Raw genomic sequence first — 17,725 nt, 5'->3', positions numbered from 1 at the left:
ACGACAAGGCTCACGAGGGAGCATGCTGTGATGAGGAAGACAAGCCGGTGGCGCATGGTGGTGGCCTTGATGGCCGCCGTGGTGGGAATGGCGGTGCCGGCCGGTTCGGCACAGGCCGCCGACGACACCGCGCCGCCGAGGATGGCGGACGGGTTCGGCCTGACCCAGGTCGACACGGCGGTGGGCGGCCCCACCAACTTCTACATCACCGTGACCACACCCGAGGTCGCGGGCAAGCACCACATCAAGATCATCCTGCCGAGCGGCTACCACGCCGACCCGACCCGGCGCTACCCGGTGCTGTACTTCCTGCACGGTTCGCCCGACGATCCGATCCAGCAGAACTATCCGGCGCTGACCACCTCCACCGAGATGATCACGGTCATCCCGGACGGCGGCGCCCGCGGCTGGTACGCCAACTGGCTCAACCAGCGGACCGCGGCCGGTGTCCAGAACTGGGAGAACTTCCACCTCAAGCAGGTGATTCCGTTCATCGACGCGAACCTGCGGACCATCGCCGCCAAGAAGGCCAGGGCGGTCGCCGGCGTCTCCATGGGCGGGTTCGGGGCCCTGCACTACGCCCAGGTCCGCCCGGACCTGTTCAGCCAGACCGCGTCCCTGTCGGGGGACATCGACCTGTCGGTCAGGTCCATGGACCTGCGGATGGCCGTCGTCGCCTCCCTCGTCGGCTACGCGCCCAGCGTGGACAGTGACGCCGTGTTCGGCTCGCCCTACCCGGTGTTCAACGCCGACTGGCGGTTCAACGAGGTGAACCCCTCCGCGCACATGAACAAGCTCGCGGGGGTCGGGGTGTCCATCTACGTCGGCAACGGGCGCGGAGACGTCACCGACCTGGAGTTCTGGGTCGAGAGCGCGTCCAAGCACGTCAAGGCCAGCATGGACGCCCTGGGCATGCCCTACTACTACGTCGACTACGGCGACGGTGCCGGTTGGGGCACCCTGTGCAACGGCGGCCACAACGCCGGCTGCTGGGAAGAGGACCTCCGGGACCTGATCCCCCGTCTGGAGAGGTCCTTCGCCGCCTGATCGCGCGGTGACCGGGCCGGGCCGGGCCGTAACCCGGCACCGGCCCGGTCACCGTGCGTCGCGGGCCGGTTCGAGTCCGGCATCGTCCCCGAGCAGGACCATCTGCCGGGTCCGCCGCAGCAGGCGGCCGGGAGAGACGCCGAGGTCGTCGTCCAGACGGCGGCGGGCGCGCTCGAACACGGTCAGCGCGTCGGCCTGCCGGCCGCCGCGGTACAGCGCGCGCATCAGCATCGCCGCCACCGGCTCGTGCAGGGGGTGGGCCGCGGACAGGGCGAACAGCCCGGTGACCGCCTCGGAGTGCCGGCCCAGCCGCAGCTGCCCCTGCGACATCCGCTGCGCGACGGTGATCCTGAGCTCGGTGAGCCGCAGCCGCTCCAGCTCGGCGAGGGGCCCGGGCAGTCCGGCCAAGGGCTCCCCGCGAAAGAGGTCCAGCGCCCGGGAGCACAGACGGACCACCTCCTCCGGCTCATCCGCCCGGTCGGCGGCCTCCGCGCGGGCGGCCAGTCGCTCCATGCGCGCCACGTCCACGTCGACCGCGCCGGAGACCAGCCGGTAGCCGCAGCGGTCGTGCTCGATCACCGGGTCCGGGCGGCCGTCCCCGGCGTGCAGGGACTTGCGCAGCCGGTAGACGTACACCGGCACCACGTTCGTGACGGGCGGCTCCGTCCCCCATACCCCGTCGAGCAGTTCCTGCCGGCTGGCCGTCCGTCCCGCGCACAGCGCCAGCGCCGCCAGTACGGCCTGCTGGCGCAGGTGCCCCAGCTTCAGGGGCCGCCCGTCCTGCCGTGCCCGCACCGGTCCGAGCAGGGAGATCTCCACCTTCGGTCCGGACGCCCGGCCGGCGGCGGTCCGCGGCGCCGGGTCCGCCGCCCTCGTACGGGGGCCGCTGCCGGGGACCACGAGGCCGCAGTCGAAGGCGTGGACGATGGCCGCGGCCCGGTCGCGCAGCCCGAGCTTCACGAGGATCCGCGCGAGGTGTCCGGCGACGGCCTCCTCGGGCATGGCGAGGGCGGCCGCGATCTCGTCGTCCCGCAGGCCGCAGCCGATCGCGTGGAGCACCTTGCGCTCCCCCTGCACGAGGGCGGCGGCGGTTGGCCGGCGGGTGGTGGCGGTCGTCGTCATCACTGCTCCCCGGGCTCCAGGCTGCTCGGCCGGTCCGGCCGATGCGGTGGACAAGGTAGTGCCGGGAGCGCCGGGCAAGGCATCCGGAACGATCCGGAGTGACACGGGCGACGGTGCCCGGTGAACTCTGTGTGCCCGGACTCCTCCGGCCGGTGCCCCGATTCGTCCCGCGCAGGTCAGCCGCCGCGAACGGCGGCCGGACACCGAGCGGATCGTGCGCACGCCACTTCACGACAGAAGGGAACACGATGGCGATATCCGGTTTACGCCGCATGTTCACCAGACTGGCCTTGTCGGCCGGCACATGGGCTCTGGTCGTCGGAATGACGGCCTCGGCCGCCTCCGCCGCACCCGCACCCGTTCCGGGCCCGGGCGGCGACCGCTCCGGCGTCGCCCGGTACTTCAGCGGCCCGCAGGGCTTCGCCATTCCGACCGTGCCGTGCGATCCGGCCGGCCCGTCGGCCACCGACGGCATCCTGGCCGACCAGCTCAACCCGCAGTTGCAGGCGAAGATGGCCGGCTACATGAACGCCTACAAGGTGTCCTGCGCCCGGATGGTGACCCAGGCGGTGAAGGACCGGGGGCTCAACCAGCGGGCCGCGACCATCGCCATCGCCACGGTCATCGTGGAGTCCAGCCTCAACAACTACGCCCAGGCCGTCGACTACACCAGCCTCGGGCTGTTCCAGCAGCAGGACTGGTGGGGCAGCCGGGAGGAGCGGCTGAACCCGGCCTACGCCACCAACGCCTTCTTCGACGAGGTGGAACGGATGTATCCCGGCGGCTCGTGGAACAACGAGGCGATCGGCGAGGTGTGCTGGAACGTTCAGCGGCCGAGGGAGGACCTGCGCGGCCTGTACGCCGTCGAGGCGGACGACGCGATGCTCATCGCCAACGCGCTGTGGTCCGGCACGGGCGCCACGGGCCCCAAGCACCCGTACGCCTCGGGCCGGGTGACGACCGGGCGGTCCGCGGACGGCCGGCTCGAGGCCTTCGCCGCCGGCGCCGACGGCGTCTACCACGCGTGGCAGACCGCGGTGAACGGCGGCTGGTCGCAGTGGCGGTTCGAAGGGGGGCCGCGCAACGCGCAGTTGGCCGTGGCGGCGAACGCGGACGGCCGGCTGGAGGTGTTCGCCCTGTCGGACAGCACCTTCGACCACATGTGGCAGACCGCACCCGGCGGGAGCTGGTCGGCCTGGGGGAACTTCGGCGGCGGCGGGTACCGACTGGCCGCGGGCAACAACGCCGACGGCCGCATCGAGGTGTTCGCCTCCAACGCCACCGGGGTGTTCCACCGCTGGCAGACCGCGCCCAGCGGCGGCTGGGCCAACTGGGAGGGCGTCGGCGGCGGACCGGCGAACTCGCGGCTCGCCGTGGAGACCGCGCCCGACGGGCGTCTCGAGGTCTTCGCGCTGTCGGACTCGACCTTCGAGCACCTCTACCAGACCGGGGTCAACGGCGGCTGGTCCGCCTGGGAGAACTTCGGCGGCGGCGGTCACGACCTGGCCGCCGGCTACAACCAGGACGGCAGGCTCGAGGTGTTCGCGTCCAACGCCAACGGCGTGTTCCACCGCTGGCAGACCGGCCCCGGCTCATGGTCGGACTGGGCCGGCATGGGCGGGATCTCCAACGCCGAACTGACGGTCTCGCGGTCGGCCGACGGCCGGGTCGAGGTGTACGCGATCAACGCCAACGCGGCGGGCCACGCCTGGCAGACCCGCCCGAACGCGGCGTTCTCCGAGTGGGCGACCTTCGGTGGCGGCGGCACCGAGATCGCCGCGGGCAACAACGCCGACGGCCGCATCGAGGTGTTCGCCACCAGCCACGCCGGCGTTTACCACAAGTGGCAGACCGGCTTCGCCACGTGGTCGGACTGGGCCTGGCTCAACGACGGCGGCCCCGCGGTGAACTAGGCCGCCTCTTTCGAATCCTGTCGGGCCCGCGGCACTCTCCTTGCCGGGGCGGGCGAAGTCGCCGACGATGCTCTGAGGCCCCCGCCGGCCGGACTCCACCGGATTCGGTCGGGACATCGCAGGACAGGGGAAACAGTGAAGAAGGACCGTGTTGTGAAGAGGTTCCCGGTACCGTCGGCGACTTCGGCGCTCTTGCCGCTCCTCGTGGTCGCCGGGCTGCTGCTGGGCCCCGCGGCGACCGCCGCGGCAGCGGCCGTGCCGGCCGTCCGCCAGGCGCCGGCCGCGACGGCGGCGCTCGCGCCGGGCGCGCTGCCCGCCGGGGGCACCGGATCGACGGCCGCCCTCGGTACGTCGGCGTCCTCCCCGGTCCAGGTCGTCGCCGAAGGCAAGAAGAAGAAGTCGAAGAAGAGCAAGAGGAGCGGCGGGCTCCTCAAGAAGATCGTGATCATCGCGGTCGTCGTCATCGTCCTGATCGTGGTCGTCTACGGGGTCCGCCGCGTTCTGCGCCGCAGGTCCGCCTAGTGCTGTGACCGGGAAGGTTCGCCGGGTTGCTCGTGGTGCTGGTTGGAAAGGAGTTCTCCAATCAGCGTGGGGAGGCGGGATGGCGCAACCGGTCCGGGTTCGCGGGCTGACCGAGCAGGAGGGAGGTGCGAGGACGACAGGGGTCGAGCCAGCGTAGGTCGTCGGCACCGTCAGATGGGTATAAGAGACGGGGACATGACCGGGGCCCCCACGAGTCCAAGCCCGACCGAGCCCACCCCGCCGGCATCAGCCGCCGGGAGGCCAGGCCACCAAAGGAATGAGCACACGATGATCGTCGTCATGGGAGCGACCGGAGCGACCGGGAACGCCCTGCTCCACAGCCTCCTCGCGCTCGGTGCCCCCGTTCGCGCGCTGACCCGCACCCCGCACATCGCGATCCCCGGCCTGGGCGGCGTACACCGACCGCCCGTCGAGGTCCAGTACGCCGATGCCACTGACCCCCACTCCCTGCGTACCGCCTTCAATGGCGCCGACCAGCTCTTCCTCGCCATGGCCAACAGCCCCGTACAGGTCGAACTCGAAACCCGCGTCATCGACACGGCCGCCCGCGCCGGCATCGGACACATCGTCAAGATCTCCGCACCCGCCGCCGAGCCCGACTCCCCGGTCGCCGTCTCCCGCGGACACCACGCCATCGAGGAACACCTGCGCGCCGCCGGCCTCACCCACACCATCCTGCGCCCCTACGCGTTCACGCAGAACCTCCTGCGCCTGGCCCCCACCGTCGCCCAGGGCGTCATCCTCGGCACGACGGGCGACGCACCCTGCAACCACGTCGACTGCCGGGACATAGGCGATGTCGCCGCCGCCGCCCTCACCAGGCCCGACGTCGCGGGCGGCACCTACACCCTGACCGGCCCCGAAGCCGTCTCGTACCCCGAACTCGCCTCGCGACTGACCGCCCTGACCGGCAACCGGATCCGCCACGTCAACCTCACCCCGGACGAACTGCGCGCCCACCTCGTCCGCGACGCCCACATGCCCGCCTGGCTCGCCGACCACGTGACGGAGATCCAGCAACTCGCCGTCACCCGACCCGAAACCCCCACCACCACCGTCACTGACATCCTCGGCCGCCCGCCCCGCACCGTCGACGCCTTCCTCCACGAACACCGCGCCCACTTCGGCGGCTAAGGGCTGTCCCGTAATCCCCGGCGGGCGCACGACGACAGCTACGGCGCCTCGCCGCGTTGTCGGAACGCCCGGATACGCCCAGTATGCGGACGCTCCTCCGCCTTGCGATGCACCGCATCTGACGCCGCGCGCTGATCCACCGGGGATTACGGGACAGCCCTTAGGCCACCGCACGCCCGGTGGCGCACTTCGCGGAGCGACTGCTTCCCACGGCGCCCGTGGAGGGATGAGAGAAGATGCTGACATGCCAGACAATCCGAAGCGTCCCCTCAGCGAGCTCCACCCGGGCGATCCCGTCCGAGCGACCGTCACGAGCCACCAGCCGTGGGGCATCACGGCGCAGCTGACCGACTACGAGCCGGTCGGCGCCTCACTCGACACCATCCGCCGTGGCGGCGAGCCAGGAGTGAGGATGCTGGCGCGGGACCTCCCGCCGGTGGGAGCGACCGTTGAACTGGTGGTCGGCGCAGTGCGCTCGTGGCACCACGAACCGTGGGTGTGGGTGGATCTCACGAGCATCTGACAGCCGCACGGGCCAACCGTCGCGCCGGACCGCGCGGTGACGGTCGGTGGGACTTTGGTCGTAGGCCCTGGTCGGAGCGGAGATCCGACCAGGGCCCGATGGGGAAACCGCGCCACGGCGCTAGCGTGCTCGGCATGGACACGCACGACGAAAGCGGCGTACTCGACGAAGCGCTGGAACGGCTGCACGCCTCCGGCCCCGAACGGCTGGGCAGGCTCACCAATCACGCCCCGATGGTGGTCGAGACGCTCGCCTCGCGCGGGCAGCCGGGCGCCGTGCACCGCTGGTTGGACCTCTACGAGACGAAGCTCGAGGAGTTCCCCGCCCCCGTGGCTCCCATCGCGGAGGCCGACCGGCACACCGCGCTGGGGGACCCGAGCCGGGCAGCCGACTGGATCGCGTACTTCTCACGAGAGCTCGCCGACCACCCTTGGAGGCAGCTCCTGGCGCTGTGGTGGCCACGGCTGCTGCCCGGGATGTACGGAGGGTCCACCCACCCCGTGATCCGGGTGGGCCACGCGGTGCGCACCCTCATGGAGGGCGGGGAGAGCGCGCCGCGCGTCACCGAACTCGCCCATGGGCTCGGCTACTGGGCCGCCAGGCACCGCCCGCTCTCCGGGATCACCGGGCTCCCCGATGCCGCCGGCGTCGCCGACGGCGCCGACGCCGGCCAAGCCCTGGCCGCGGTCCCGCCGATCAGGGACCCCCGAGGCGGTTTCCCCGACAGGCTGGCCCGCGTCGACCGGCTGCCGGCCTGGGCGGCGGAGGTGTCCGACCCCGACGAGGCGCGACGGAAGCTGGCAGAGCTGGTGCGCGCCGCGACCCACCGCTACGCCACCCACGGCCACGGCGAGGAGACCATGCTGGTCCACGCGGCGACGGCACCCAACGCCGTGCTGCGCACCCTTCCCGCCCTGCCGCGCACCCTCTGGGTCCCGAGCCTGCACGCGGCGTGGACGGCCTCCGCTGCGGTGACCGCGATGTACGCCACGCACGCCCCGATCCCCTACGCGTCGCCGGGGCGCGTCACCGCCGACGAGGTCCTCGAACGCGCCCTCGCCCACGGCGATGAGCACGTCATCAAACTGGCCGACACCGCGATGGACGTGGCCGACGGGCAAGCGTTCGCCGCAGCGCTCCGCGCCATCGAACTCACGGCTCCGAGACGCTAATGCGCTGAACCGACGCGCGGTGCGCCCTGAGGTGCCGGATGGGTCGGCGCGCGGGCGGGAGACTTCCGGGCATGGACGTGGAATCGGTGGCGGTGGAGTTGTACGGGCTGCGGCCGGCGGAGTTCACCGCGGCCCGCGACGCGTACGCGGCCCAGGCCCGCGAGGCTGGCGACAAGCAGCTCGCGGCCCTGATCGCGGCGTTGCGGAAACCGACGGTCGCGGTGTGGACGGCCGGGCTGCTGGCCCGTCGGCGGCCGGAGGAGGCGCGCGGCCTCGTCCAACTCGGCGAGGCGCTCCGCAGTGCGCACCGGACCCTGGACGCGGGGGAGTTGCGGAAGCTGTCGCATGATCAGCACGTGGTGATCGGCGAGCTCGCCCGTACGGCGCGTGCGCTGGCCGCCGAGGCCGGGCAGCCGGTGAGCGGGCCGGTGCTGTACGAGGTCGAGCAGATCCTCCACGCGGTCCTCGCGGATGCCGGCGTTGCCGAGCGGTGGGCGGCGGGCCGGCTGGCGAAGGCCCCGGACGCCGTCTCGGGCTTCGCCGGCCTGGAACCGCTGCCCGCAGCCGCTCTCGCGCGGCGGGAGCAGGCCGCCCGGCCGGCCGGAGCCGCGGCGGAGCGGGTACGGCCCCCGCGACCGGATGCGGACGACGGCCGAGCGGGGGCGGTACGCCGTGAGCGTGCGGAGGCGGTACGCCGTGAGCGTGCGGAGGCGGCCCGGGCGGAGTTGGCCGGGGCCAGGGCGGAGGCGGAGCGCCTGGAGGCGGCGCGGTCCGCCGCGCAGGAGTTGGCGGACCGCGCGGCCGCGGTCGTGGAGGCGGCCGAGGAAGACGTACGGGCAGCGGGGGAGCGGCTGGAGGCGGCGCGGGCCGCCGGCGCGGATGCGGTGGCCGGCCACCGGGAGGCCGGGCGAGCGGCCGAGCAGGCGAAGGCGCGGGTGCGGGAGGCGGCCAGGAAGGCCGAGAAGCTCACCAGCCCCGAGAGGTGAGACGCGGCGCACCCCCTTCGCGCCTCCGCTCCCCGCCTCCGCCCCCGGCCCCGGCGCCAGAGCGGAGCGGAGCGGAGCAAGCTGCGGGATCCACCCGACGGGGGCCGCATTTCTCGCTATTGGTCCAGACCTATTGACCAGCCTCCCCGTCCCTCCTACGATCCGGTCCGGCACAGCCCCACATGTCCCCACCTCACCCAGAGCCGGGCGTCACGCCCCCACGCGCCGGTCCTGTCCATGGCGCTCGGCGGGAAAGGGAGCACACCATGTTCCGTCGGAAGGCACGTAGTCCGCGTCCACGCCCGCAAAGAGCGATCGTGGAACGCATAGCGCAGGTGTACCGGACCGGCCGCGGCAAGCGCGGAACCACCGTCCTGGGCCGCTCCCTCGCCGGGGCGATCGCCACCGCCGTCATCGGCGCCGGCATCGCCGCGGCAGGATCCGTCACGGCCGGGGCCGCCACCGCCAACCTGGTGGCCAACTCCGGATTCGAGAACGGACTCTCCGCCTGGACCTGCTCCGGCGGCTCTGGCGCGGCCGTCAGCAGCCCGGTCCGCTCCGGCGCCTCCGCGCTCAAGGCCACGCCGGCCGGCCAGGACAATGCCCAGTGCACCCAGACCATCAGCGTGCAGCCCAACTCCCCGTACACGCTGAGCGCGTACGTCCAGGGCAGCTACGTCTACCTGGGCGCCACCGGCACCGGCATCACCGGTACGCCGTCCACCTGGACGCCGAACAGCCCGTCGTACAGCCAGCTCAGCGTCAACTTCACCACCGGCCCGAACACCACCTCGGTGACCGTCTACCTGCACGGCTGGTACGGGCAGCCCGCGTACCACGCGGACGACGTGTCGCTCGCCGGCCCCGGCGGCACCCCCACGCCGACCGTCACCCCGCCCACGACCGCGCCGCCGACCACGCCTCCGCCGGGCGAGACCTGCCCCACGAAGCCCAAGCCGTCGGGCAAGGTCCTGCAGGGCTACTGGGAGAACTGGGACGGCGCCTCCAACGGCGTCCACCCCGGCATGGGCTGGGTCCCCATCACGGACAGCCGCATCGCCGCGCACGGCTACAACGTCATCAACGCGGCCTTCCCGGTGATCCTCTCGGACGGCACCGTCCTGTGGCAGGACGGCATGGACGCCACCGTCAAGGTCTCGACCCCCGCCGAGATGTGCCAGGCCAAGGCGGCCGGGGCGACGATCCTGATGTCGATCGGCGGCGCCACCGCGGGCATCGACCTGAACTCGAGCACCGTCGCCGACAAGTTCGTGGCGACCGTCGTCCCGATCCTCAAGAAGTACAACTTCGACGGGATCGACATCGACATCGAGACCGGCCTGACCGGAAGCGGCAACATCAACACGCTGTCCGCCTCCCAGGCCAACCTGGTGCGCATCATCGACGGCGTGCTGGCCCAGATGCCCGCGGGCTTCGGCCTGACGATGGCGCCCGAGACCGCGTACGTCACCGGCGGCAGCGTCACCTACGGGTCCATCTGGGGCTCCTACCTGCCGATCATCAAGAAGTACGCCGACAACGGCCGACTGTGGTGGCTGAACATGCAGTACTACAACGGCAGCATGTACGGCTGCTCCGGTGACTCCTACCAGGCGGGCACCGTGCAGGGCTTCACCGCCCAGACCACGTGCCTGAACAACGGCCTGACCATCCAGGGCACCACCATCAAGGTGCCGTACGACAAGCAGGTGCCCGGCCTGCCGGCCCAGCCCGGTGCCGGTGGCGGTTACATGGCTCCGAGCCTGGTCAGCCAGTCGTGGAACGCCTTCGGCGGTGCGCTGAAGGGGCTGATGACGTGGTCGATCAACTGGGACGGCTCGAAGGGCTGGACCTTCGGCGACAACGTCAAGTCCCTACAGGGCCGTTGACGACCCGCTGATCCCCGTCTGACTTCCCGCGCCCCGGTGCAGCGCGCCGGACGGAGTCCGGTCACCGACCGGCACGCCACCCGGATCCGAGCCCGGGGTGCGGGTAGCCCATGGGCGTGGACCTGGAGAGTGAGGGCGACTCCCGCAAGCGCGGCGGCCACGGGGATCACCTGCCCTGCCATGTCAGCGGCCGAGTGTGGCAGCAGCCGGCACGCCGCGCGGAGCCCGAGCCGATACCGGGGAGTCACCCCGCGGTATCGGCGGGGATCCGCTGTTTCCCGTCGACGGGGAGCCGGACCGTGACGAGGAGACCGCCCGCGGGGCGGGGAGCGAGGGCGAGGGTCCCGCCGTGGGCCCGGACGATGCTGTGGACGATGGCCAGTCCGAGGCCGACACCGGCGTGCTCGTCGGTGCGTACGCGTTCCGTTCCGCGCTGGAAGGGCTCCGTGAGGGTCGCCACCAGCTCCGGTGGGAGCCGACGGCCCGTGTTCTCGACGCTCAGCACGCTCGTGTCGCCGTCCGCCCCGGTGCGGACCGTCACGGTGCCGCCGGCGGGGAGGTTGTGGACGACGGCGTTCTGGACGAGGTTCGTCACCATCCGCAGCAGGAGCTCGGCCGAGCCGCCGGCCGGGGCCGCCCCACCGGTGACGTCGAGCGTGATCAGGCGCTGTTCGGCGAGCGGCAGCAGCGTTTCGGCGGCTTCCTCGGCGAGGAGGGAGAGGTCGACGCTCTCGCGGCGGAAGCTTCCGCCGTCGCCGCGGCTGAGCAGCAGGAGGGCCTCGGTGAGGTCGATCGCCCGCGTGTTGACGGTGTGCAGGCGTTCGATGAGTTCGCCCCGGTCCCGCGCGGGGTCCTTGCGGGCGACGTCGAGGAGCGCCCGCGAGATGGCCAGCGGGGTGCGCAGCTCGTGGGAGGCGTTCGCGGCGAACCTCCGCTGTTCGGCGACGTGGGACTCGAGTTGGTCGAGCATCGAGTCGAACGCGTCGGCGAGTTCACGGAATTCGTCCTGGCGACCCTGCATGCGGATCCTGTGCGACAGGGACCCGCTTCCGGCCCTTCGCGCCGCATCCGTGATCTGCGTGAGTGGTGCGAGCATCCGGCCGGCGAGGACCCATCCCCCCAGGAGGCCGAACACGAGCAGGCAGGCCAGCGCCGCGGCCGCGGCCGGGGCGAAGGTGTGCAGGAGCAGGTAGCGGTTGGGCGAGATCCCGAGAAGGCCCTGGGAGTTGTCGGGCACGTACCGCAGCAGGAACACCCACACCACGGCCAGCAGGAGGGTGCTGGCGAGGAGCAGGAATCCGACGTAGCTGAGGGTGAGTTTCAGTCGGGCGCTGAGCCCCGCGCGTCTACGCACCCGTGGCCCCGCCCGTGTCGATCCGGTAGCCGACGCCGGGCACCGTGGCGATGACCCAGGGTGCGCCGAGCCGTTTGCGCAGGGCGGAGACGGTGATGCGCACGGCGTTGGTGAGGGGGTCGACGTTCTCGTCCCAGGCCCGTTCCAGCAGCTCCTCGGCGCTGACGACCCCGCCCTCGGCGGCGACGAGGACTTCCAGCACGGCGAACTGCTTGCGGGTGAGCGCGACGTACCGTCCGTCGCGGAAGACCTCCCGGCGGAAGGGGTCGAGCCGCAGACCCGCGATCTCGCGGACCGGGGGCCGGGCGTACACGCGTCGGCGGTCGAGCGCCCGCAGCCGCAGGACGAGCTCCCGCAGCTCGAACGGTTTGGTGAGGTAGTCGTCGGCGCCCAGCCCGAACCCGGAGGCCTTGTCGTCGATCCGGTCGGCGGCGGTGAGCATGAGGATCGGGATCCCGCTGCCGGAGGCGACGATGCGCCGGGCCACCTCGTCACCCGAGGGGCCGGGGATGTCGCGGTCGAGGACCGCGAGGTCGTAGGAGTTGACGCCGAGCAGCTCCAGGGCGGAGTCGCCGTCGCCGGCGATGTCGGCGGCGATCGCCTCCAGCCGCAGTCCGTCACGGACCGCCTCGGCCAGGTAGGGCTCGTCCTCCACGATCAGTACGCGCATGCCCGAAGCCTAAACAGCGCACCGTATCGCCGACGTATCGAAAGCCGCGGGCACACCCGGCACCCGGCCCGGCTCAGCCCGTCGGGGCCAGCGCGGGGCGGGGCCGGTCCGACGGCGCCCGCGCCGCGGTGCGCCACCAGCGGCGCGACGCCAGTGCGGCCAGCGCGGCGCCGGCCGCGTTGACCAGTACGTCGTCCACGGAGGACACCCGGTCCAGCCACAAGACGTACTGCGCGACCTCGACCAGGACCGAGCAGCCCGCCCCGAGCAGCAGGATCCGCGGCACGGACGCCAGCGCCGCGAACCGGATCGGGGCGAAGAACCCCAGCGCCGCGAAGACCAGCAGGTTGCCGATGATCCCGATCGGCCCCATCGTGACCAGGTCCCGCAGCGGTACCAGGCTCACCCGGCCGGGGACGATGCCGGCCCCGGCGCCCGGCATCATGGTCATCCATATCCACGGCACGGTCCCGTGGACCATGCCGACCTCGGCCAGCGACATCCGCCACGCCGATGCGCGGCCCCCGGCGGCACGCCGCACGCGAGCCAGAGCCCACACCACGAGGGCGGCCAACGGCAGCGCGACCAACGTCATGAGCACCACGCCGTTGAACGTGTCGAAGCAGCCGTGCCACCGCCCTGACACGCACACCGGAGCGGACATCATGAGCGGCCGCCGCACGAGGAACGCGGCGCCCGCCATGCCGCCGAGGACCGCCAGGCTGAGGAGCACGATCCCGCGCGGGCGGCGGGGCGGTGCCGACAGGGATGCGTCGTGGTTCATGCCCCCATTGAAGACGAAGGGCCGTTGTGGCGGCGTATCCGATTTTCGGTACGCCCGCGATACACGGACCCCGGCTTCGAGCGACACGACGGGTCACGGGTGGACCGGGAACGCCGCCTGAAAGGCCAGGCGACCGGCGGCGTCCGCGCCGAGGCGCGCGAGCAGGTCGTCGAGCGCGAGGTACTCCTCCCACGGCTCCCGCCCCGCCGCCCCGGCCAGCACCCGAACGAGCCTGTCCTCAAGGTCGGGTACGCGCTTGTCCTTCCACACCTTGTCGGCCGTGCTGACGAGCAGGTCTTCGATGGTTACGGCCGGTCCGTCCCAGCTCGCGTGGCTGGCGGCGAACCGGGCGAGGGCCGGCGCGAAGCCATGGGCCAGGAGCAGGCCGCGGCCGGCGGCCTCGTGTGCCGAGCCGGGCCCGGCGAGCTCCTCGGGGTGCAAGGTCTTGCCCACGTCGTGGGTCGCCGCGCCGAAGAGGACAGCGTCGCGGTCGACGGGCAGAGCCGGGTAGCGGGCCCGTACCCAGTCGACCAGTTCGGCTGCGACGTCGTGGACCGCGCGCAGGTGCGCCGCCAACCTGGGTGGGGCCGCCAGGGAACGAAGGAGTTCCGCCACCACGGGCGGCAGCGGGCGCAGGGGCGGCTCGCCCGGGGCGTCGAGGGCACGGGCCAGGAGGTCCGAGGGCGTCGTGGTCATCCCGGTGACGCTACCGGTACCCGGTGGCGCCACCGGCGCCGTCGATGTGACGCGTATCGCTCTCCGGGTGTTTCGGATCGGGCATGCGCGATCATGATCGGCATGGACGCTCGTTTCCTCGGCATCTCCGATCTGGTCGAAGTCCCGCCCGTGGCGGTCGTGGTCGACGTCATGCGCGCTTTCACCGTGGCTGCCTGGGCCTTCGCCCGGGGTGCGGAGAAGATCGTTCTCGCTGAGTCGCTGGACGAGGCCTTGGCGCTCAAGGATCGCCACCCGGACTGGGTGGCGATCAAGGACGGTCCGGCCGCGCCCGGGTTCGACGCCGTCAACTCCCCCGGCCTGCTGCGCTCCATGGACCTCGGCGGACGGACCGTCGTGCAGAAGACCACGGCAGGGACGGTCGGCGCCCTCGCGGTCAAGGACGCGCCGCTCGTGCTGTGCGCGGGCTTCGTGGTGGCGGAGGCAACGGCCCGGCTCTTGCGGACGCGCGGGAGTGACCGTGCGACGTTCGTGGTCACCGGCGAGGACGGGCAGGCGGACGAGGACCTGGCGTGCGCCCAGTACATCGCCCGCAGGGTCATCGAGGCGGAGACGGACGCTGCCGAGTTCCTCCGCCGAGCTGCCGAGTCGCGCGCCGCGGCCGAACTGGCGCAAGGGGTGCGCGAAGGAGTCCACCCCGACGACGTCGCGCTCTGCCTGGAGGTCGACCGGTTCCCCTTCGCCATGGTGGCGACCCTGGAAGGCTCGCTCATGGTCCTGCGCCCACACCTGATGCCCGAACTGACTGCGCGGCCCGTCGCCTGATCGCCGGTGAGACCCCGGCCCCCGGCCTCGGCACCGGAGGCCCGCATGTCAGAAGAGTCGGGTCGAACGAGCGAGTGACTGCATGACGTGGCCGGCCGGTTTCCTGCCCTCGCCGATCCGCGGAACCCGTGCCGCTCACCCGGGCCCGGCGACTTCGCCTGCTCCGCCGAACACCAGGCGAAGCCGATGCAGCGCCCGAGCCGCCGTGCGGACCGAGTCGCGGACTTCGGGGCCGGCTCGCGGCTGACGCCGGGGGTCAGCGCGCGCGTACGCCCTCGATGGCGATCGCGATCAGGGTGTCGGCCTCGGCCAGGCCGTCGGTGCCAGGCCGTCGGTGTCCTGCTCGGTGGCCGGCGCGATGGCGCCGACCAGCTTCAGCACCTGGGTGATGGTGATCTCGGGGCGCACGGCGCCTGCCGCTCGGGCGAGGGCGACGGCCCAAGCCCCGGTCCACCGTGCCGTGAAACCGCGAGCCGTGCGCACGCCATGGCGTCCCGCGGGATCAAGGATGTCAAGCGGTGCGCTTGTGGATCGCGCCGAGGTAGTGGCGTTCGCGATCGGACACGTGGTCGTCGCGGCGGGGTGTGAAGAACACCGCGCAGACGTCCGCGGGTCGGGTCAGGATGCTCGACTGCTCTCCGAACGTGAGGCGGTCGTTGACGTAGTGGCGGCAGCCGACGGCATCGAGGCCCGCGATCAGGTCTTCTCGGAGCACCGTGGACGGGTAGGACTCCGAATCCCGCAGGACCAGGGGCGGCACCTTGGTCGTCGAGCCCGGCCGGAGGCTGATCGAGATGCCGCTGACGGCGCGCTGGGTGACGGCCAGCTCCAGGCCGTCCCAGGCGTACGGGTAGCCGTCGATGTCCGGCATCATTTGAATGGCGGGGTGGGGGCGTCCGGGGCCCAGGAGTTCCTCGGCCTCGGTCAGCGGCATGCCGCAGTGAAGCGGGCCGATACGGCCGGTCCGGGCGAAGTCGACGAGCACGTTCATCAAGGTCACGACCGTGACTCTGGCATCTCCTCGTGGTGGCCCGCATCCGGATATCGACCGTCGCACCGTACATCTCGGTGACCGAGCCCCGCTTCGCCGCGGGGATCGATCTGACGAGGACGCCCCGCGGGCCTGCCGCCGCTCCGGTGGCGTGGCCAACCGCCCTACGCGCGGGGCGCCCCCTCGGGCGTCTCCTCGTACGCCCCCGAGGGTGTCGGCCAGATGCCGCCGAGCAGGAGCCGTAGTTGTCCGGCGAGCCGGGTGGCGTCGATCGCCCCGGGTGAGCTGAGCGCGAGGCGCGCGAAGTGTTCCGCGGAGGCGACCAGGGCATGGGCGAGGACCTCGGGATCTGGCGCGGGTGCGGGCGCGGGAGCCGACGCCGGCGCGGGCCCGTCCGCGGCAGCCGCGGCGGACTCCATCCACGAGACGACCCTGCGCCGGAACCGCTCCCGGTCCGCCTCGATGCGTGCGTGGACGGCCGGGGGAGTGGTCGCCGGGGTCAGCAGGATCAGGCGCCAGGTGTCCGGGTCCTCCCGCAGCATGGCGGCCATCCGGTGCACCGCCTCGCAGGCGAAGCCGACCGGGTCGCCGGTGCGGAGGGGGTCGGGGACGGTCGCCAGCAGGCGGGTGAAGGCGCGCTCCTGCTGCCGGTCGAGCAGGGCGAGCAGCAGCGCGTCGAGGTCGTCGAAGGCGCCGTAGACCACGGACCGCGCGACCTGCGCCCGCTTGGCGATCGCATCGATCGAGACCCTGCCGTAACCGTCGCTCACGATCAAAGCGAGGGCCGCGTCGAGCAGTTGCTCCCGCCGCTCGGTGATCGGGACGCGCGGAGCGTACGGGCGCCGCCTGCGCGGCCTGTCGGTGGGAGACGTCGGTGTCGACACCTTGGCATCTTACGACAACCGTGTCTTAATTTACGACAGTACTGTCTTATTGGGGGAGCGGCATGCGCCCGCCGCCACGGACACGAGGGAGGGGCCTCATGGCCCGGCTGAACGGCAAAGAGGTCGAACCGCACGAGGACTACGGGTTCTTCGGTCCCGGATCGGTGGTCTGGAAGGTGTGGAGCTACCCGACGGCGCCCACGGTGGGCTTCCAGCGATCCGTGGTGGTCGAGGAACTCGATCCGCCGCTGGTGGCCGCGGTCCACGGCACCCAGGGCATCTACGACCGCACCCGCACCCGCTACGACCGCACCCTGCGCTACTTCGCCATGGTGGCCTTCGCCGGCTCGGAGCAGGTGTGCAGGGCCGCCGATGTCCTGGTCAAGATCCACTCGAAGGCCATCGGCGAACTCCCGTACGGCGAAGGCACTTACGACGCCAACGACCCCGCCTCGCAGCTGTGGATACAGCTCACCGGCTGGCACTCGATCCTCTACGCGTACGAGAAGTACGGGCCCGGCAAACTCACCGCGGAGGAGGAGAAGGAGTACTGGGAGGCCTGCGCGCTCGCCGCGGAGCTCCAGACGTGCTCGCCCGACGACGTCCCGCGCGACCGCGCCGGAATCCGGGCGTACTTCGAGACCATGCGCCCGCGGCTGTCGGCCAGCCCCATCGCCCGGCAGGCCATGAACCACCTCCTGAACACCGATCTCGTTCTCCCGCCGACCCCGTGGTGGATGAAGCCCGCGCGGATGGTCGTGGCCAGGACGCACCGCATCGCCACCATCGCCACCATGCCGCGCTGGATGCGGGAGATGGCGCAGATCCGGCAGTCGCGCGTCCTGGACGTGCTCGTCGTACCGGTCATGCGGATGTCCTTCGCGCTGGCCCACCTCAACCCCCGGGTCGAACTCTTCCTCCTGGGGATGCTCTCGCCCTCCACGGTCAAGGTGGTCGCGCCCATCAAGCTCGGCGTACCTCCCCGCACCAAGGAGGTCCTCACTCCCGAGCAGGCCCGCACCCGCCACGGCTACGCGAAGCCCGCCGAGGCCCACGCCGAGTTCCGGGCACGCCAAGCCGAACGCGTCTTCGGCGACGGAAAGGCCCCGAGCGACCAAGGCCTCATCGAATCCCAGGACGTACTCGGCCCCCTGGCTTGACGCAGGTCCGGAACCCACGCCGCGCCCCGCCGGAGGCGGTGGCGGGTGCGGTG

The 17,725-nt window shown here is 72.1% G+C and carries 17 protein-coding genes and 2 pseudogenes; 11 read left to right on the top strand and 8 right to left on the bottom strand.

Annotated elements, in window-relative coordinates; all coding sequences use genetic code 11:
- Nucleotides 1–27: 27 nt before the first annotated feature.
- Complete coding sequence (locus DRB89_RS28210; protein WP_112450958.1) at nt 28–1,047, top strand: alpha/beta hydrolase-fold protein; 1,020 nt, start codon at nt 28–30, stop codon at nt 1,045–1,047.
- A gap of 48 nt (nt 1,048–1,095) precedes the next feature.
- Here the strand turns inward: DRB89_RS28210 and DRB89_RS28205 are convergent, their stop codons facing one another.
- A complete protein-coding gene (locus DRB89_RS28205; RefSeq protein ID WP_112450959.1) occupies nt 1,096–2,169 on the bottom strand; it encodes a BTAD domain-containing putative transcriptional regulator in 1,074 nt (357 codons plus the stop codon).
- A 248-nt stretch (nt 2,170–2,417) separates the two neighbouring features.
- Here DRB89_RS28205 and DRB89_RS28200 point away from each other — a divergent pair, with 248 nt between their 5' ends.
- From DRB89_RS28200 to DRB89_RS46395, 8 genes and pseudogenes are all read left to right on the top strand, one after another.
- On the top strand, nt 2,418–4,082 hold the full coding sequence (locus DRB89_RS28200; protein ID WP_112450960.1) for a peptidase M23: 1,665 nt from the start codon (nt 2,418–2,420) through the stop codon (nt 4,080–4,082).
- 153 nt (nt 4,083–4,235) lie between these two features.
- A complete protein-coding gene (locus tag DRB89_RS28195; RefSeq protein WP_112450961.1) occupies nt 4,236–4,604 on the top strand; it encodes a hypothetical protein in 369 nt (122 codons plus the stop codon).
- Between the two features lie 300 nt (nt 4,605–4,904).
- Nucleotides 4,905–5,759: an NmrA family NAD(P)-binding protein gene (locus DRB89_RS28190; protein ID WP_343234520.1), complete on the top strand. Its 855-nt coding sequence runs from the start codon at nt 4,905–4,907 to the stop codon at nt 5,757–5,759.
- A 244-nt stretch (nt 5,760–6,003) separates the two neighbouring features.
- On the top strand, nt 6,004–6,282 hold the full coding sequence (locus DRB89_RS28185; RefSeq protein ID WP_112448978.1) for a hypothetical protein: 279 nt from the start codon (nt 6,004–6,006) through the stop codon (nt 6,280–6,282).
- A 134-nt stretch (nt 6,283–6,416) separates the two neighbouring features.
- Nucleotides 6,417–7,454: a questin oxidase family protein gene (locus DRB89_RS28180; protein ID WP_112453435.1), complete on the top strand. Its 1,038-nt coding sequence runs from the start codon at nt 6,417–6,419 to the stop codon at nt 7,452–7,454.
- Between the two features lie 71 nt (nt 7,455–7,525).
- Nucleotides 7,526–8,440, top strand: a complete 915-nt coding sequence (locus tag DRB89_RS28175) for a hypothetical protein (RefSeq protein ID WP_112463463.1) — start codon at nt 7,526–7,528, stop codon at nt 8,438–8,440.
- 182 nt (nt 8,441–8,622) lie between these two features.
- Nucleotides 8,623–9,246, top strand: a pseudogene (locus DRB89_RS46400) (carbohydrate binding domain-containing protein); the annotation flags it as partial.
- Nucleotides 9,247–9,372: 126 nt separating this feature from the next.
- Nucleotides 9,373–10,329: pseudogene (locus tag DRB89_RS46395) on the top strand (chitinase); the annotation flags it as partial.
- Between the two features lie 244 nt (nt 10,330–10,573).
- On the opposite strand, the gene DRB89_RS28160 reads toward DRB89_RS46395, so the two are convergent.
- The 4 genes from DRB89_RS28160 to DRB89_RS28145 all read right to left on the bottom strand — a co-directional run bounded on the left by DRB89_RS28160 (nt 10,574) and on the right by DRB89_RS28145 (nt 13,833).
- Nucleotides 10,574–11,683: a HAMP domain-containing sensor histidine kinase gene (locus DRB89_RS28160; RefSeq protein ID WP_112448976.1), complete on the bottom strand. Its 1,110-nt coding sequence runs from the start codon at nt 11,681–11,683 to the stop codon at nt 10,574–10,576.
- A complete protein-coding gene (locus DRB89_RS28155) occupies nt 11,676–12,353 on the bottom strand; it encodes a response regulator transcription factor (protein WP_112448975.1) in 678 nt (225 codons plus the stop codon). Before DRB89_RS28155 ends, DRB89_RS28160 begins: the two co-directional genes overlap by 8 nt.
- Before the next feature lie 73 nt (nt 12,354–12,426).
- On the bottom strand, nt 12,427–13,137 hold the full coding sequence (locus tag DRB89_RS28150) for a VanZ family protein (RefSeq protein ID WP_112448974.1): 711 nt from the start codon (nt 13,135–13,137) through the stop codon (nt 12,427–12,429).
- Nucleotides 13,138–13,230: 93 nt separating this feature from the next.
- Nucleotides 13,231–13,833, bottom strand: a complete 603-nt coding sequence (locus DRB89_RS28145; RefSeq protein WP_112448973.1) for an HD domain-containing protein — start codon at nt 13,831–13,833, stop codon at nt 13,231–13,233.
- A 102-nt stretch (nt 13,834–13,935) separates the two neighbouring features.
- On the opposite strand from DRB89_RS28145, the gene DRB89_RS28140 reads away from it, so the two are divergent.
- Complete coding sequence (locus tag DRB89_RS28140; RefSeq protein WP_343234519.1) at nt 13,936–14,637, top strand: 2-phosphosulfolactate phosphatase; 702 nt, start codon at nt 13,936–13,938, stop codon at nt 14,635–14,637.
- Between the two features lie 291 nt (nt 14,638–14,928).
- On the opposite strand, the gene DRB89_RS43195 is transcribed toward DRB89_RS28140, so the two are convergent.
- The 3 genes from DRB89_RS43195 to DRB89_RS28130 form a co-directional block, all read right to left on the bottom strand.
- Nucleotides 14,929–15,120 (bottom strand): hypothetical protein, encoded by a 192-nt coding sequence (locus DRB89_RS43195; protein ID WP_162688753.1) that lies wholly within the window; start codon nt 15,118–15,120, stop codon nt 14,929–14,931.
- A gap of 28 nt (nt 15,121–15,148) precedes the next feature.
- Nucleotides 15,149–15,628, bottom strand: a complete 480-nt coding sequence (locus tag DRB89_RS28135) for a hypothetical protein (protein WP_239516874.1) — start codon at nt 15,626–15,628, stop codon at nt 15,149–15,151.
- A gap of 164 nt (nt 15,629–15,792) precedes the next feature.
- Nucleotides 15,793–16,512, bottom strand: a complete 720-nt coding sequence (locus DRB89_RS28130) for a helix-turn-helix domain-containing protein (protein ID WP_112448970.1) — start codon at nt 16,510–16,512, stop codon at nt 15,793–15,795.
- A gap of 98 nt (nt 16,513–16,610) precedes the next feature.
- Between DRB89_RS28130 and DRB89_RS28125 the strand changes: the two genes are divergently transcribed.
- On the top strand, nt 16,611–17,672 hold the full coding sequence (locus DRB89_RS28125; RefSeq protein ID WP_112448969.1) for an oxygenase MpaB family protein: 1,062 nt from the start codon (nt 16,611–16,613) through the stop codon (nt 17,670–17,672).
- Nucleotides 17,673–17,725 lie beyond the last annotated feature (53 nt).

Origin of the sequence: Streptomyces sp. ICC4, from assembly GCF_003287915.1 — a bacterium.
GTDB classification, from domain to species: Bacteria; Actinomycetota; Actinomycetes; order Streptomycetales; family Streptomycetaceae; genus Streptomyces; species Streptomyces tritrimontium.
Note: the sequence above shows the minus strand (reverse complement) of the source record. Positions and strands in the feature narration are given on the sequence as shown.